Annotated in this window: 10 protein-coding genes and 1 pseudogene; all 11 read right to left on the reverse strand. The window is 60.8% G+C overall.

Annotation, left to right across the window (positions count from 1 at the left end; all coding sequences use genetic code 11):
• Positions 1 to 74: 74 nt before the first annotated feature.
• On the reverse strand, positions 75 to 2,264 hold the full coding sequence (locus HNQ40_RS06610) for a secretin N-terminal domain-containing protein (RefSeq protein ID WP_184677089.1): 2,190 nt from the start codon (positions 2,262 to 2,264) through the stop codon (positions 75 to 77).
• Positions 2,265 to 2,663: 399 nt separating this feature from the next.
• Positions 2,664 to 4,118 carry a DUF1501 domain-containing protein gene (locus HNQ40_RS06615; protein WP_184677090.1) on the reverse strand — a complete coding sequence of 485 codons (1,455 nt, stop codon included), beginning with the start codon at positions 4,116 to 4,118 and terminating at the stop codon, positions 2,664 to 2,666.
• A 72-nt stretch (positions 4,119 to 4,190) separates the two neighbouring features.
• A pseudogene (locus HNQ40_RS06620) lies at positions 4,191 to 5,693 on the reverse strand (DUF1800 domain-containing protein); the annotation flags it as partial.
• Between the two features lie 12 nt (positions 5,694 to 5,705).
• Positions 5,706 to 6,839 (reverse strand): PKD domain-containing protein, encoded by a 1,134-nt coding sequence (locus HNQ40_RS06625; RefSeq protein WP_221435406.1) that lies wholly within the window; start codon positions 6,837 to 6,839, stop codon positions 5,706 to 5,708.
• Between the two features lie 274 nt (positions 6,840 to 7,113).
• On the reverse strand, positions 7,114 to 7,761 hold the full coding sequence (locus HNQ40_RS06630) for a PEP-CTERM sorting domain-containing protein (protein ID WP_184677092.1): 648 nt from the start codon (positions 7,759 to 7,761) through the stop codon (positions 7,114 to 7,116).
• 460 nt (positions 7,762 to 8,221) lie between these two features.
• The gene (locus tag HNQ40_RS06635) at positions 8,222 to 9,694 is read right to left on the reverse strand and encodes a DUF1501 domain-containing protein (protein WP_184677093.1); all 1,473 of its coding nucleotides are present in this window, start codon (positions 9,692 to 9,694) and stop codon (positions 8,222 to 8,224) included.
• Positions 9,695 to 9,787: 93 nt separating this feature from the next.
• Positions 9,788 to 12,562, reverse strand: coding sequence for a DUF1800 family protein (locus tag HNQ40_RS06640; protein WP_184677094.1), 2,775 nt, complete (start codon positions 12,560 to 12,562; stop codon positions 9,788 to 9,790).
• A gap of 191 nt (positions 12,563 to 12,753) precedes the next feature.
• Positions 12,754 to 13,401: a PEP-CTERM sorting domain-containing protein gene (locus tag HNQ40_RS06645; protein WP_184677095.1), complete on the reverse strand. Its 648-nt coding sequence runs from the start codon at positions 13,399 to 13,401 to the stop codon at positions 12,754 to 12,756.
• Between the two features lie 371 nt (positions 13,402 to 13,772).
• Positions 13,773 to 14,447, reverse strand: coding sequence for a PEP-CTERM sorting domain-containing protein (locus HNQ40_RS06650; protein WP_184677096.1), 675 nt, complete (start codon positions 14,445 to 14,447; stop codon positions 13,773 to 13,775).
• 230 nt (positions 14,448 to 14,677) lie between these two features.
• Positions 14,678 to 15,157, reverse strand: coding sequence for a MaoC family dehydratase (locus HNQ40_RS06655; RefSeq protein ID WP_184677097.1), 480 nt, complete (start codon positions 15,155 to 15,157; stop codon positions 14,678 to 14,680).
• 2 nt (positions 15,158 to 15,159) lie between these two features.
• Complete coding sequence (locus tag HNQ40_RS06660; RefSeq protein WP_184677098.1) at positions 15,160 to 15,945, reverse strand: IclR family transcriptional regulator; 786 nt, start codon at positions 15,943 to 15,945, stop codon at positions 15,160 to 15,162.
• Positions 15,946 to 15,974 lie beyond the last annotated feature (29 nt).

The raw sequence follows: 15,974 nt of genomic DNA on the forward strand, positions 1-15,974 counted from the left end.
GGCGGAAGTCGGCAGGGACAGACAAGGCGGGCCGAATCAGGGGGCGAAGTTTTCGGGGTCCGTTCAGCGGAGACTCACCAGACCCAACGCGGCTCGCTGACCGGGTGGCCGCTGGCGTCCAGCGGTTCGTCGAGCGCCAGGCCCGCGAGTTCTCGGCTTTCACGCGAATAGAACCGCAGGTCGGAGAAGTCGTCCTGCCGCAGGATCACCGGCCGCATGAACACAAACAGCGTGTTCTGCGATTCCATGATCGTTCGGCTGCTGAAGAGGTATTCGAGCACCGGGATCTCGCCGAGCAGCGGCACGCGCTGGATGGTTTCGGAGTAGCTGTCGAAGTTGATGCCGCCGACGACGATGGTCGAGCCGTCGGGCAGGGTGACGTGGCTCTCGACGGTGTTGCTCTGCCGCGGCGGGGGCAGGTTGGTCGAGGCGGCGTCGCCGGAGAAGCTTTCGAGCGCGACACTGAACTCCAGCCGGAGGTGGTCGCCCTCAGCGATGTGCGGGGTCATCTCGATGCTGGTGCCCGCTTCGACAAAGCCTTCGAAGGTGACGGTGTCGGAGTTCTGGCCCTGGTTGATGCTGGCGACGGGCTGGCCGAGCACGCTGGCGATCGAGCCGGTCTCGTTGTCGTTGACCAGGATGCGCGGTGCCGAGGCGACGCGGGTGTTGCCGTCGGACTTGAGCGCCTGCACGATGACGTCGGCGATGTCGGCCGAGAGCACCACGCCGTTGAAGCCGAGCGCCGGAGCCAGATCGAGTCGGCCGTCGGCGCCGATCTCGTTGAGCCCGAAGCGGTTGAACACGAACGATTGGTTCTCGCCGTTCTGATCCCCCGCGAGGATGTCGACGCCCAGCGAGAAGTTGTCGGTGGTGTCGAGGGTGATCATGGTCACCTCGATCATGACCTGGGCGCGACGGCGGTCGAGCTCTTCGATGAGCTTGGCGTAGATCGCCTGGGTCGCGGGCGCGGCGACGACGATGATGCTGTTGGTGTTCTCGTCGGCGGTGAGCGTGGCGTTGGGGGTACGCACAGCCTTGGGGCGTTGGCTGCCCTCGCCGTCTGCGCCTTCGCCACGCAGGCCAACAACCTCGCGGTTGATCTCTGAGTTTCCTGGAGGAACGTCGCCCAGCTCTCGGCCCAGCGGCAGGATCGCTCCCACCGCGCCCTCGGCCCCCTCGATCAGGAGGCGGTCCGCGGCGGAGCCGTCGTCTTCCAGACCGCGGATGGTCTCGAGGATGTCGGCCGCGTTGGCGTTTTTCACCTTGTAAAAACGAACGGGGCTGGCCTGGTCGTCGGTGGCCACGTCGAGCTGTTCGCGGAGCGATTCCACCCGACGGTGTACCGAATCGGGGGCGGTGAGGATCATGACGCCCGAGGCTGTGTCGACGCTGGACTCGTAGCTCGGGCTCGACACCGACGCGTCGAGCATGCGGCGCATCTGCGTCTCGAAACGGTCGGCCGACGTATAGCGGAAACGATACACCCGGGGCATCAGGCCCGAATCGACATCGATGCTTTCAGCAAGCGCCAGCGCGGCCCGCACCTGCGCCTCGCCGCCGAGCAGCAACACGCGGTTGGCCGGCTCGTCGACGACCACGCCGACGGTGGGTGCGGCCTCGATATCGTCGCCCGCGCCGAGCGCTTGCAAGAGCATGAGCGACAGGTCTTCCGCCGCCAAATGCTGAACGTTGTAGTACTCGCGCACCTGCGGGCCCGCGGCACCGCGGATCGCTTCGAGCAGGGACTCGATCCGGCGGACGTTCGCGGCGTAGTCGGTGACGAGCAGGAGCCCGGTCGACGCGTTGGCCGAGACTTTCCCGGCCGAGGGCGTGAGGAACGGCGTCACCAACTCGCTGGCGGCCTGGGCCGAGAGCCCGTCGAGCAGGAACACCTGCGTGAGCACCCCGCCGCGCTGTTCGTTATCGCCGTCGGCGATGCGCGCTGCCTGCGCGAGCTCATCGATGCTCACCACACGGTACCAGCCCGCGCGGTCGTCCTCGGCCAGTACCAGGCCCCGGCTACGCAGCACCTCGTCGATCAGGTCACGCAGCGTATCGGCGGGCACCTGAGCGGGCGACTTGATCGACACCTGCTGGCCACGCACCTTCTCGGGGTCGTAGATGATGTTGAGGTCCAGCCGTTGGCTGGCGAAATCGAGCAACCGTTCCAGCGGCACCGGGTCGGGCAGATCGAGCTGGATGGTGGTGTCGGGATTGGGCTGGGCCGTGATCGGCGAGACCACGCCCACGGCGACCAAAACCAACGCCCCAACACATAGCCAGGCACCGCGCACAGTGCCCCGCCAGGAGGTTGGATTGAAACTGGAAATACTCAACAAATAGACGGCTCGGGCCAAGCGGGAAATACTCCGTTCGGGAACCCAATAAGTATATCTCACATTTGCTTTAACCCAAACGTAACTGCAATTTAAATTTGGATTTGCAGCCGAAAACCGCGTTTTCATTCTGGCGACTCAGATTTCCCTGAGCGGCCTCACCCAGGAGGCCCGCCAAGGCTCGTCAGCCCGCCAGAATCCGCCGAAGAAACTCGCCCGGGATACGGGGCGCAAGCCAACGAACCGGGGCCCAGATTGGCCCCGTCTCTCCCCCCCAAGGAGAGAGACGGGCCATCCGGTAAGGAAACATCGTGAGCTTGCGGTGGCTCAGTTGTTCATGAACCCGAGGTGGGTGCTGGGGGTGTTCACGTCCAGGAACCGGCCGAGGTTCGGGAACATCGTGCCCATCTCCGAGTTCGGCACGCCCATCCAGCGGGCGAACTCAAACGCGTACTCGTCCACCGAGGTCGTCGGGATGAATCGGCCGCGGGCGGTGTCGTCCGGGCCGTCGATCTCGATGTTGTTGAACTCGCCGTACATCTTGCCGCCATCGACCTGATTGCCGCCCATCACGAAGTGGTGGCCGCCCCAGCCGTGGTCCGAGCCCTGGCCATTGGAGTGGTAGGTCCGGCCGAAGTCGGACGCCGTGAACGTCGTCACCGCGTCGCGCTTGTTGATCTCGCCCAGCGCATCCCAGAAGAACTTCAACGCTTCGTTGACTTCCTGGAGCCGGTTGTCGTGGGGGCCGATCAGCCCGCCGTGGTTGTCGAACCCACCGCGAGAGACGAAGAAGACCTGACGGTTCTGGCCCAGGTGGGACTGGCCGAACTCGATCATCCGGGCCACGGCGGCGAGCTGCTCGGAAAGGCTGCCGTTGGGCACCGGGGTGGTGATCGCGGAGGGCTGGCCGAAGATATTGTTGATGATTTCCCCGTTGTTCAGCGACCGCTCCGCGATGTCGGCGTACACCTTGCCCAGCGCGTTTCGAGCTGAATAGTTGGGGTTGTCTTTCAGGGCGATGAGGTCGGCGTGGGCCGTGGCGATATCGGCGCGCTGGGTCCCATTCGAGCCCAGCTTGTTGGAGATCGTCAGCCCGGTCGCCCCGGTCCGCCCGATCGTGTACGGCGTGACGTCTTTGCCGCTCAAGAAGTAGTTGATGCCGGCGATCGAGATGTTCATCGACACGCCCGAATCGTTCTGCGCCCCGAGCGCTTGCAGCGAATCAGCGATGCGCCCGCCCCACCCGATGTTCTCCGTCGCGTCGGCGGTCGAGATCTGCCACAGGTCTTGCTGGCTGCTGTGGGAAAACAGCTGGGGCGGGCGTTCACCGGTTTTATTCTTGAACTGATCTTTCGTGAGCGGCTCGACCAGAGGGCCCATGTTTGCGACGACCGCCAGGTTGCCCTGGTTGAACAGATCGGTCATGTCTGTCATCTCCGGGTGGAACGCGAACCGCCGCGTGCCCCCCGCGGGGGTGATGATCGTGTCGTTTAACGAAGACAACGGGATCGCCAGGTTCGTGCGGTTCGTCACGTAGTCGGCGTGGTACTGATTGCCGCCGTCGATCGGGATCACCGTGTTGCCCGAGTCATTGCCCCCGAACAGGAACATACAGACCAAGGCTTTGTAGTCGTTGAAGCCCGAGCCGGTCTGGGCCAACGCCGCACTGGTCGTGCGGAGCGTGAAGAGTTGAGACATCAGGCCGCCCATGCCAAGCGCTGCACATGAACCACGGCGCAGAAACGAACGGCGGGAGATCAGTCGGTCGAGATTGTCATCCATTATGAAACTCCTGAGACACCAGTCTCTATTGGTTGGTTATTCGATCATTTGAGTGATGTGAAAAACAGCCGATTAATTGATCACCTGGAATTCAGGCGTGGTAATCGTGAGCCAGATCGCGGTCCGGACCCGGTTGAGGTTGTTGGATTCGGTGCTGATCGTGTTGACGATGATGGCCTTTGCTTCCGGGCTCAACGTGCCGTACATCAGCAGATCGCTGACCTCATCGACCAAGGCGGACGGGTCGTCCGCGACGGCCTGAAGCGGGGCGTACACGCTGGCTTCCTTATCGCCGGTTTCATCGATGTGGCTGGAAAGCAGGTTGTTGATTACCGAGAAAATCGAGATGTCTTCGATAATCTGCGCTTCGGGGATGTCGAGCCCGCGCTTATCGAGTCCGGAGTTCACGACCGTGAAGTCCGGCAGGTAGAAGTTAAAAACCGTGGGCGAGGTCAGATAAGACTGCTTGTAGTCGTTAAAGACACTGTTCTGGTTTTGATCGACGCGCAGGCCGATCTGCTCGCTCGGCTTGTCCCTCCGGTCCAACACGCGGTAGAGCGCCCACTTGACCAGATAGGGCTCGACGATCTTTCCGAAATAGGGGTTGCTGCTGTACGTGCGGTCTCGAGCTTCGGGGTCCAGCAGGATCGCCTTTACCACCGCGCCCAAGTCGCCCCGCACCCCGCTGCCGTTGTCCGCAAAGACGTTCGACACACGCTCCACATAAGCCGGCGTCGGGTTGCTCGTCACCATCCGCTGGATCAGCTGACGGCTGATGAACGGGGGGACGTTCGGGTGGTTGAAAACGTTGTCGATCGCGAAGTTCACGTCGGCCAAGCCGTTTGCTTCGGTTTCTTCTTCCACCGGACGTGCCGGGATGAAACCGTTGTTCGCCGCGCCGGGGTAGTCCAGCAGCTGCTTGGAGCCGAACTCGTGACGCCCCACGTCCATGCGCATCGGGTTCGATTCGCGGATCAGGTTTGTTTCACCGATGCTGGATCGGCGTAGCCCGGTGAACACCCGCGCGAACTGCTGGATCTCGTCGTTGGTGTAGGTCGGGATCGGATCGCCGTTGCTGTCGAGCTTCTGCGTGCCGTCCATGTTCAGTTCAAACAGGCCGATCGAGAACAGCTGCATGATCTCGCGCGCGTAGTTCTCGTCCGGGCTGGTACCCGCCACCTCGTCTGCCTTGCGGTTGTCGATGTAGGTCAGGTACTTGCCCATCGGGTGGGAGAAGGTGACATCCGCCAGCAGGTCGCGGTAGTTGCCGAACGCGCGGTCGATCATGAAGTTGTAGTAGCCGCGGCTGGCGGTGATCCCGCTGCCGTCTTCCGAGTCGTTAATCACCAGGGTCTGGATCAGCGCCCAAGCCATGCGCTGGCGCAGCTGGTCGTTGGCGTCCACCGCGATGTTCGCCCAGGCGTAGCGGTGCAGTTGCACGGCGCCGTTCTCGGCCGTGTCTGCCAGGTCGATGCGCTCCTGGGTAATCGTCGTGGGCGACCGCGTGATCTGCCAATCGATCCAGCCCTCGTACCCGCGGTTGCGGACCTGGTTGATGTCCGCTTGCGAAGGCCCGAACGCGGCCTGTCAAAGGAACCGGCTCGCGTCGCTCTCCGACGGCGTGGCGTTGATGTCGAAGCTGCCGTCCGACACCGTGATCGTCAGCGGGATGCTATGGGTTGCCCCGCCCCCGTCCGTTACCTCGAGCGTCGCCTCGTACGTCCCCGCCGACGCGTACGTGTGGCTCACTTCCGGCCCCGCCGTCGACGTGCTCCCGTCCCCGAAATTCCACGAATACGACGCGATATCCCCTTCATCATCCGACGATCGCGAACCATCGAACCCCACCGTCAGCGGCGCGGCGCCCACAAAATTGTCTGCTTCCGCCAACGCCTCCGGCAGCGTGTTCGTCCCCACCGTCAACACGAACGTCTGCGTCGACGACAACGAGCCGTCCGACACCGTCACGCTCACCGTGGCCGAGCCCGTCTGGCCCGACACCGGCGTCGCCGTGATGTCACGGCTCGACCCAACACCCGAGAAGCCGATGTTCGCCTGCGGGAGTAATGTTGTGTTGTTGCTGGTCGCGCTCACCGTCAACCCGCTCGCTGGCGTGGTGAAGTCGTCGACCACAAACGCCTGCGTCGCGGCCACGCCTTCCGTCGTGCTCTGGTCCGCCAGGCCCGTCAGCGTCGGAGCGGTGTTGGGCAGGCTTTGGCCGTTACGCGTGGCCGTGAAGCGGATGTCCGACACGTTGATTGCTTGATTGATGATCAGGTCCTGAACGAAGTTGTTACCCGTGCCCACGTCCTGACCCGAGAACGTCGCCACTTTACGGATGTCCGACACGTTCACCACGCGGTTGAGCGTCACGTCGCCCATCAAGAAGCCCAGGGTCCCCTCGACACTCGCCTGCGTCTCGCCTCCGGGCGACACCACATCCGTCAGCGAAATCGTCACCCACTCGCCGTCGGGGATGCCTTCAAGGTGGATCTCAACCGTATCCGCAGACGCGCCGCTCACCCCCGATGCGGCGCCGATGGTGCCGTGCGTGCTTGACATCCCCCCCACCGACGCCACCGCCTGGTCGAACACAAACAACACCACGCTCTTGCCGTCGCGCGGCCTGCGTGGCTCCACCCCCCGCGGGCCAGCCAACGGCATGTCGATCGAGTAGACAGCGGTGCTGCCCGAAGCCTGGTGCTCCATCGACGATTGCATCGACGTCGCAACCGGGGGCGATCCGTGAGCGGTAGAAAACGAAACACAAACCAGCGATGCGCTTAGCCAAACAGTGACGGAACGTGACAAAGCCATGGCATAGATTCCTTATGTAGAAACAGAGAATTCGGAAGAATCAAGACGGCAGGGGGTGCCGGGGCAGGAGTCCGGTTTCACATAAACTCAACACGGACTTGGATTGCAAAGGGATACGCGCGGCGCATAAGACCGCCCGACAGCCTCCCCACACCGGAGAGGCCGACTGCGGATTCATTCAATCGAGACGTTTTCGCCGGAGGATTGCCGCCATCGCCGGAAGCGCCAGCAAAGCTGCGGTGGTCGGCTCGGGCACTTCGACGACCTGGAAGCGGTAGGACGAGTCGCCCAAGGCGACATCGTCAAAGGATTCATCGGCGACGATGCCGGGCGTGTTCCCGCCCACCGCGATTTCATACTCACCCGGCTCCAGCAAGCCCACCTCGAAGGTGTAAGCCGAGAGGAAGATCCGCCCCGCCGAGGCGTTGCTCAACCCCAAAGTCGCTTGCCCCAGATCGGTTCCCGTATCGCTAAAAAACGAAACGGGGCCAAAGGCATTGTCGAAATTATTAAATGTCTCGAGAACACTGGCACCTTTGTCACGACCAACCAGCGTCAGCTGAGCCGCCGCGGAAGGCGCAAGCCCCGCCCGGCGGAACTCCAGATCAAAGCCGACACCGCCGGTATCGAACGGGGCATCCAAGACAAAAGAGCTGTTCTGCTCATACACCCCCGGCACCGCGTTGCCTGAATCGTCGAAGACCAGGACCGGCTGAGCAAAGGCGGGGCAGGCCGCAAAACCGGCAATAATCAACAGAGACTTACAACCCGAACGCCAAGTGAATGTGGTGTGTTTATTACGAAAAAGGGCTGAATGGTGATACAAACCTTACTCTCCTGATACGACGTCAACCCCGACGTAAAACTAGAAACCTTGACCAAACTGCATGACCGAACAACACAAGCACGCATGTACTGAAGTCAAATTAATTGAATGACCCGATCGCTTAATCCCTTAGTGAAATGCATTGAATCAAGTTTTAATGCAAACACAATTAGGAGATACCATAGAAGCAGGGAATGCTCTAATTTAAAGCCCAACCTCAAGGCCACTGCCAACATAATTGCTGCGATGGCAAAGCGATAAACCGTAAGCGAAACAAATCGTTACGGTCTAGATTAAAAGTAAAAACCAGAGCTCACTGACGCAAGATAATTACCTTTAAAACTTACTGTACTCATTGCAATAACAAAAGGCTCACCCAAAATCAGGTGTAGCCTTAGGTGTTATCGTTAATGTGTAAGCTTTGCTCCTTAGCGGGGCACCAAATGGCTTGCGACGATGATCAGATGTTCATGAAGCCGAGGTGGGTGCTCGGGTTGTTCACGTCCAGGAACCGGCCAAGGTTCGGGAACATCGTGCCCATCTCCGAGGTCGGGACACCGATCCAACGGGCAAACTCAAAGGCGTATTCATCGACCGAAGTGGTCGGGATGAATCGGCCATTGCCGGTGTCTTCTGGTCCGCCGATGGCGATGTTGCCGTAGTCGCCGTACATCTTGCCGCCGTCGACCTGGGTTCCGCCCATGACAAAGTGGTGGCCGCCCCAGCCGTGGTCCGAGCCGTTGCCGTTGGAGCGGTAGGTCCGGCCGAAGTCGGAGGCGGTGAAGGTGGTCACGTCGTCACGGCGGTTGAGCAAGCCCAGAGCGTCCCAGAAATACTTCAGGGCGTCGTTCACCCGGGCGAGGTTGTCGTCGTGCGGGCCGATGAGGCCGTTGTGGTTATCGAAGCCGCCAAGAGACACGAAGAAGACCTGGCGGTTTTGGCCGAGGATGCTGGGGCCCGATTCGATCAGGCGGGCGACGGCACCGAGCTGGGCGGCAAGCGAGTTGCCGTCGGGCACGGCAAGGTTACGCAGCACCGAGTCGCCGGTGTTGGGGTCTTGGCGGGCGTCGATGCTCGAGATGATGTCTTCGTTCCGGAGAGCCCGTCCGGCGACGTCGGCATAAGCCTTGCTCAGTTCGTTACGGGCGGAATAATTCGGGTTACCTTGAAGGGCGATCAGGTCGGCGTAGGCATTGGCGATGATCTCCCGGTCCGAGGTGGAACCCAACGCGGTGGTGTCCAGTCCGATCGCGCCGTTGGGCGAGACGGCATAAGGCGTGACCTGGTTTCCGGTAAGGAAATAGTTCGAACCGGCGATCGAGATGTTCATCGACACACCCGAGTCGTTCTGCGCCCCCAGCGCCTGCAGCGAGTCGGCGATGCGCCCACCCCAACCGATCCGCCCGATGGCGTCGGCGGTCGAGATCTGCCACAGCTCCTGCTGAGTGTTGTGGGCGAAGAGCTGCGGAGGCAGGGCCACGCTCCGGTTCTGGTACTGAGTCAGCGTGGTCGGTTCGACGAGAGAACCGGCGTTGGCCACGACCGCCATGTTGCCCTGGTTGAACAGGTTGTGCACGTCGGTGAGTTGCGGGTGGAAAGCGAACTGGCGTGTGCTGCCTGCGGGGGTGAACGTGGTCGCGTTCAGGCTGTTTAGCGGGATCGCCAAACCGGTCCGCCCCGCGGCGTAGTCGGAGTAGTTCTGATTGCCGCCGCTGATCGGGATAATCGTGTTGCCGGCATCGTTACCGCCGAACAGAAAGACGCAGACCAACGCCTTGTAATCGCTGAACCCGCCGCCGCTCTGGGCCAAGGCCGCGCTGGTCATCCGCAGGTTAAACAGCTGCGACATCAAACCACCAATACCCAAAGCCGCACAAGAGCCACGACGCAACAGTGAGCGGCGCGAGATCAGGTTGTCGAGATTGTCATCCATCGCTTCGAAACTCCTTTAGAGCTTTGCACAAATACGGTTTGGGATAGGGTCCACCAGATCGGTCGGTGGATCTGCTGCGGCTGAAGAATCAGATCAATTCACCAACTGGAATTCCGGAGAAGAAACGACCATGTAAACCATCGCCCGGACCCGTTCGGTCTGGTTGGCCACCCGTGGGGCGACGGTCAAAAGGATCTGCTTCATCTCAGGACTCATCGTGCCGTACATCAACAGATCATCGATCGCCTCGATCAGGGCGGTGTTGTTGGTCACATTGTTCGAGGGGATCAGCGCCCGAAGATCGTCGTAAACGTTGGCCTCGTCATCCCCACTCTCCGCAATGCTGTTGCGGCGGTGGTCGTTGAGGCTGGAGAACACGGTGATCTCGTTGGTGATCTGGAGCTCGGGAATATCAAGCGTTCTGCGGTCCAACTCGCTGTTGGCCACGGTGTAATCCGGGAGGTAGAAGTTGAAAACCGAGGGCGAGGTCATGTAGGCCTGGCCGAATTTGTCTGTTTCGCCAAACTGCAATTCATCCACACGGAGGCCAAACGGCTGGCCGGGCCGGTCGTAGCGGTCCAACACGCGGTACAACGACCACTTCAACAGGAAGGGCTCGATGATCTTGCCGAAATACGGGCTGCTGCTGTAGGTGCGGTCGCGGGCCTCGGGGTCGAGGAGGATCGCTTTGACCACTGCACCCAGGTTGCCCCGCGTGCCGGTGCCGTCATCGACAAAGACCGAAGCGACACGCTCGACGTAGGCGGGCGTCGGGTTGCTGGTCACCAACCGCTGGATCAGCAGGTGGCTGATGAACGGCGGCGTATTGGGGTGATTGAAAACATTGTCGATCGCAAAGTTGACGTCGGCGATGCCGTTGGCGTCGGTCTGCTGGCCGCTGCCGCGAGCGGGGATGTACCCGCCGTTAACCGCACCCGGGTAGTTCAACAACTGCTTATCGCCGAACTCGTGCCAGCTGGACTGCATCCGCATGGGATTGGCGGTCCGTTGTTCAAAGTTTGAGCCGATGTTCGATGTTCGAAGACCCGTAAACACCCGGGCAAATTGAACGATGTCTTCATTGGTGTAGGTGGGGATCGGGTTGCCTTGAGCGTCTTTCTTCTGGGTGCCGTCGAGGTTCAGCTCAAAAAGTCCGATCGAAAACAGCTGCTTGATCTCACGCGCGTAGTTTTCGTCCGGGACGGTCCCCGCAGCAGGGTCCGCTTTCCGGTTGTCACGGTAGGTGAGGTAGTTCCCCATGGGGTAGGAAAAGGTCACATCGCTGAGCAGGTCGCGGTAGTTCCCAAACGCATTCTCGAGCATGAAGTTGTAGTACCCACGACTGGCGCTGGGCCCAGCGCTGTCCTGGTCGTTGTTCATGACAAAGATCTGGATCAGCGCCCACGCCACGCGTTGACGCAGTTGATCCTGCGCATCGACCGCGAGGTTCGCAAAGGCAAACCGCTGCTGGAAGACCTGGCCCGCCCCGTTGCGCGTGGCCGCCTGGTCAAACATCTGCTGCGTGAGCAGCGTCGGCGAAAGCGCCATCTGTTGATCGATCCAGCCCTCATAGCCAAGGGCCTGAACATCGGCGACATCGCCTTCGCTCGGGCCGAAGGCCGCCTGCCACAGGAACCGGCTGGCGTCGTTGGCCGAGGGCGTTGCGTTGACGTTGAATGTGCCGTCGGAGACGGTGATGACGTACTCGATTTCATCTGTATCCCCGGTGAAATCATCGACGGTGAGCTTCGCGGTGTAGGTCCCGGGCTGGGTATAGGTGTGGGTTAGTTTTGAGCCGGGGAAACCAGCTCCGTCGCCGAAATCCCATGCATACGACAAGATCCCATCGTCTGGATCGAACGACCGCGTTCCGTCCAACTCTACCGTCAACGGCGCAGGGCCCAGGAAATTCTTGACATACGCAAGGGCTTGAGGAGGCTGGTTGCTTGCTTCCTCGGTAACCGAAACGATATAGGACGCGGTGGAGCTCATCGAGCCATCCGACACCGTCAGCGTGATGATTGCCGATCCGACCTCGCCGGGCTCGGGGGTCACGACCACACTACGGTTCGACCCGGAACCTGTCACCACGATGTTCGCATCGGTCACGACGCCAGGGTTATCCGACACCGCGGTGACCGCCAGCGAATCTGCGGGCGTGGCGAAGTCATCCACAACAAACGACAACGCCGCGGTGGGGGTATTGATAACAGTGGATTGATTGGTGAGCCCAACGATGGTCGGCGCGGTGTTGGGAAGGCTCCGGCCGTTCCGTGACGCGGCGAAACGGATATCCGAAACATTGATGGCGTTGTTGATGGTCAGGTCTTGAACAAAGTTGCCGCCCACGCTGGGGTCCTGGCCGGAGAAGGTGGCCACCTTGCGGATGTCCGAAACGTTCACCACACGGTTGAACGTGACATCGCCCAGCAGGTAGCCGACGGTGCCCGCGGCACTCGGCAGGGTCTCGCCGCCCTGGGAGACGATGTCGGTCAACGAAACCGTGACCCATTCCGCATCCGGGACGCCATTGAGGTGAACCGCGATGGTGTCGGGGAACTGGGTGCGGACACCGGAAATGGCCGAGTTGATCGTGCCGTGGGATGTCGCGATGTTCCCGACCGACTGGAGGGCTTGATCGAATACAAAGATCACAACGGTCTCGCCGTCGCGGTGCATTCGGGGCTCGATCGCTCGTGGCCCGGAGAGGGGCATGTCGATCGCGCGGTAGATGCTCGAACCATTGGAAGCCAGGTGCCTCAACTCCGAACGGGTCGAGGTGTTAACCGGCGGGGCAGCGATCGCGGGGAGCGAAACGCAGATCAGCAATACGCTTAGCCAAGCAAAATACCGACGAGACAGGGGCATGGCACAGGTCCTTATGTTGTCAAGAAACCGAAAGCACGTGTCACAAAAAAGTGGCGGAGGGCACCGAGGCGGGAGTCCGAGGTCGCGGTCGAACCAAAACGGACTTGGGGAGCAGAAATAAAGCGTGGAAACGACGTCTGCATCTAAACGCTGGCCGCGGGCGGTCACCCGCGGCCAGCAGCATTTCAATTTCAACCGATCCGCTTACGGCGGAGCAAGACCGCACCGGCGGAAACCATCAGCAGGCCCGCGGTGGTCGGCTCGGGCACCAACACCGTGAAGGTGTAGGACGAATCACCGAGGTTCACATCCTCGAAGAATTCATCCGTCACGATCCCGGGGGTGTTGCCGCCGATGGCGATTTCGTATTCGCCCGGGGCCAGGGCACCCACTTCGAAGACATAAGTCGCCAAGAAGCTGTTGCCTGCTGGGGCAAGCGCTGCGAAGCTGAATTGCCCGAGGTCCGTTCCCGTCGTACCCGAGAAGGCACCCATCCCCAGATTGGCGTCAAAGTTGTTGTAGCTACTCAGAACGCTTCCCGCGTTGTTGCGGCTGACCAGGGTGATCTGATCCGCCCCGGGGGCCGAGCCCGCCTTGCTGAACTCGAGATCGAAACCAACACCCCCGGCATCGAAGGCGGCGTTCAAGAGCAGGTCGAGGGAGAACGAGCTGCCCTGGGCGTAAGCACCCGGGCTCGCGTTCGCCGAGTCGTCAAACGCGATGACCGGCTGAGCCACCGCCGGGCTCACCAGCAGGCCCGCCACAGCGAGCAACGCACCGCCAGCCACACGACGGGCAAGCGCAGATTCCTTGCGGAAAGGGTTAACAAATTGAATCACGTCTTCTTCTCCTGAAATGATGCCGAGGCATCGGAACGAACGGGGTAAATCTTGAATCACTGACTGAAGCGGCACAAAGACTTAAGCCGCGGGGTTATCAAAGGGAACGTCGGAAGGATCGGGACGTCGGAGTTAACAAACCTCCAAGATGAAGTTGACTCAAACGACGTGAAGCCGGGTGCCGGCGTTAAATCCGAAGGGGCCAAAACCCTGTACTCACCAGATGACGATCAAAAAAGAGGAAAAAGGCACAAACAAGGAGGGAAGCCGCAGGAGATGAATAATATTTATATCTGCATGCTTATGTAGTTTAATTTAATCACACCACCAATAAGAAGCAAGAAAAATCTCCAAAACGGTGCGATTTAGCGTCAACGGCCTCGGGTGGAGGATCGCACCAAGCCGAAGGCAGCCCCTAAAGCAAGGATCAACATCGTGTTAGGCTCGGGCACCGCCGAAGTAAAAAACGCTACTTCGTAGGTAATGAGGAACGGGCCGGTGTCTTGGAACACAAAGGCGTACGACCCGGCTCCCAAGGGCTGGTTAGGGTCGAAACGGCGGTTCATCGCCAGCTGCAGGTCCGGCGGATCGTTGACGCGATCGATGGTCACATCGCCGTCCGCCAGGTTTCTCATCAAGTTGCTACCCAGCAATTCCTCGCCCACCAGGGCGTAACCGAGGGTATCCGTCGCAAACTGCAGCTGGCTTGCGGTACCCGCAGACGGGTCGGCGGTAAGCGTAGCGCCCGCACCAAATCCAATAAGCGATACCGCCGGGCCTTCGTATCGGGTGAGTTCGATCCGGTCGATCTGCAGCCCCGGGTTGACCACAACCGTGAAAAAGTCCACGTCGGCACCGGGATCATTCGATCCGCTGGATTGGACCGTGTTCTCGTATGCCTGGATCCCCTCACCCAAAACAAACTGAGTCGGATTCAGATAGTCATCCGAAAAATCAACCTGTGCGTGAGCACCCAACGGTGCTGCAAACACCAACAACGCACACCAACCGGAACGCGAAAAACGCTTCGCAGGCCAAATACTCATCAAAACTCCTACCCTTCAATTTGATTCAAGAAACGTTGCGCAGCGCCAACGAAACGCGACACGGGGAGTCACTCGGCTGCGAGGGGACCTTTAAGATTAATGCCTTAACTCGAAAATTCAAAGAAAATTGTCAACCGTTCATAAACCGCCCCACCGGAAAGGGAGATCCGTCTTTATATAAGAACCGAACGCAAAAGCAGCCCGATGTTGTGAATTGTTAACAAGTTAACTCAGCCCGGTGCCGCACCATTGGTTTCAACCGAAGCTTTGCCCGCCTTCTTCTCCACCAGCAGCAGGTGGTCGCAGACCATGACCGTTTCGCCGCGCTGGTTCGTGACTTCCAGGTGTTCGGTGACGATGCCGAACTGCGGCCGCTTGTGGTCCTTCTTGTCGGTGATGGTGACGGTGGTCCGCAGCGTGTCGCCGATGTGGACGGGCTTGATGAAGCGCAAACGCTCGTAGCCGTAGGTCATCGCGACGGGGTTGATGACGCTGGCGGTCAGGCCCACGCCGACAGAGAAAGTGAGCGTGCCGTGGACCAGCCGTTTCTTGAAGTCCTGGGTCTTGCACCACTCTTCATCCATGTGGTGGGGGAAGAAGTCGCCGGTCTGGCCCGCGTGGACGATGATGTCGCCCTCGGTCATGGTTCGGCCAAACGTCTTGCGTTCGTGGTTCAGCTCGTAGTCTTCGTAGTACGTGGTTTCGAACATGTTCAGATTCCTTTGGATTGGTTAAAGACCGCTGCGATGCGTTCCGCCGCGTCTTGCACCGCGGGCAACAGCACGTCCTGCTGCTCACGCTTGCTCCACTTCTGCAGGCAGGGCACCATCAGCGCCACACGCCCGCCCAGCAGATCGCAAGCCAGCAGCACCCCCACATCCAGAACGCCCGGCGTGATCGGGCTGGGCGCGATGGAGTAACGCTTTTTCCCCAGCCGTTGGACGTCGGCCAGGAACTCACTTCGTTGTTTCTTCGAGAAATCTTTCGCCAGCACACGGCTGTCAAGAATGGCCTCGGCCCGCTGCCGGGGCATGTCGGCCAACATCAACCGCCCCGCCGAGGTGCGGTGCAGGGGATAGACCGAGCCGGGCGCCACCGCCAACGAGTGGGCGTGCGGGCTGGGCTGGTGGCTCATGACCCGGACCTGCCCGTCGTCGAGGACCGAGAGGTGGCACGACTCGCCGATGGTTTCGCTGAGCGCCCGCATCGGTGCCTGCGCGATGTCGTGGAACCGGCGGTAGGCGGGGTGGGGCTGGGCCAACCCGTAGAGCCGCAGGGTTGGGCGATAGGTCGACAGCTCGGCGTCGCGCTGCACGTAGCCCCGCTCTTCCAGGCAGTTAAGCATGCGGAAGACCGTACTCACCGGCTTGCCCGTCGCCGCGGCGACCTGCTTCTGGGTGAGGTCTTCGCCCGAGGCGATCAGCAGTTCCAGCACATCCAGGCCGTGCTCGAGGGCGGGGACGCTGTAGGCGGGTTTATCGTTGGAATTCGCAGACATCGGGATTAGGGCTTGCAGACATGGGGGGC

Origin of the sequence: Algisphaera agarilytica (assembly GCF_014207595.1) — a bacterium.
GTDB lineage: Bacteria > Planctomycetota > Phycisphaerae > Phycisphaerales > Phycisphaeraceae > Algisphaera > Algisphaera agarilytica.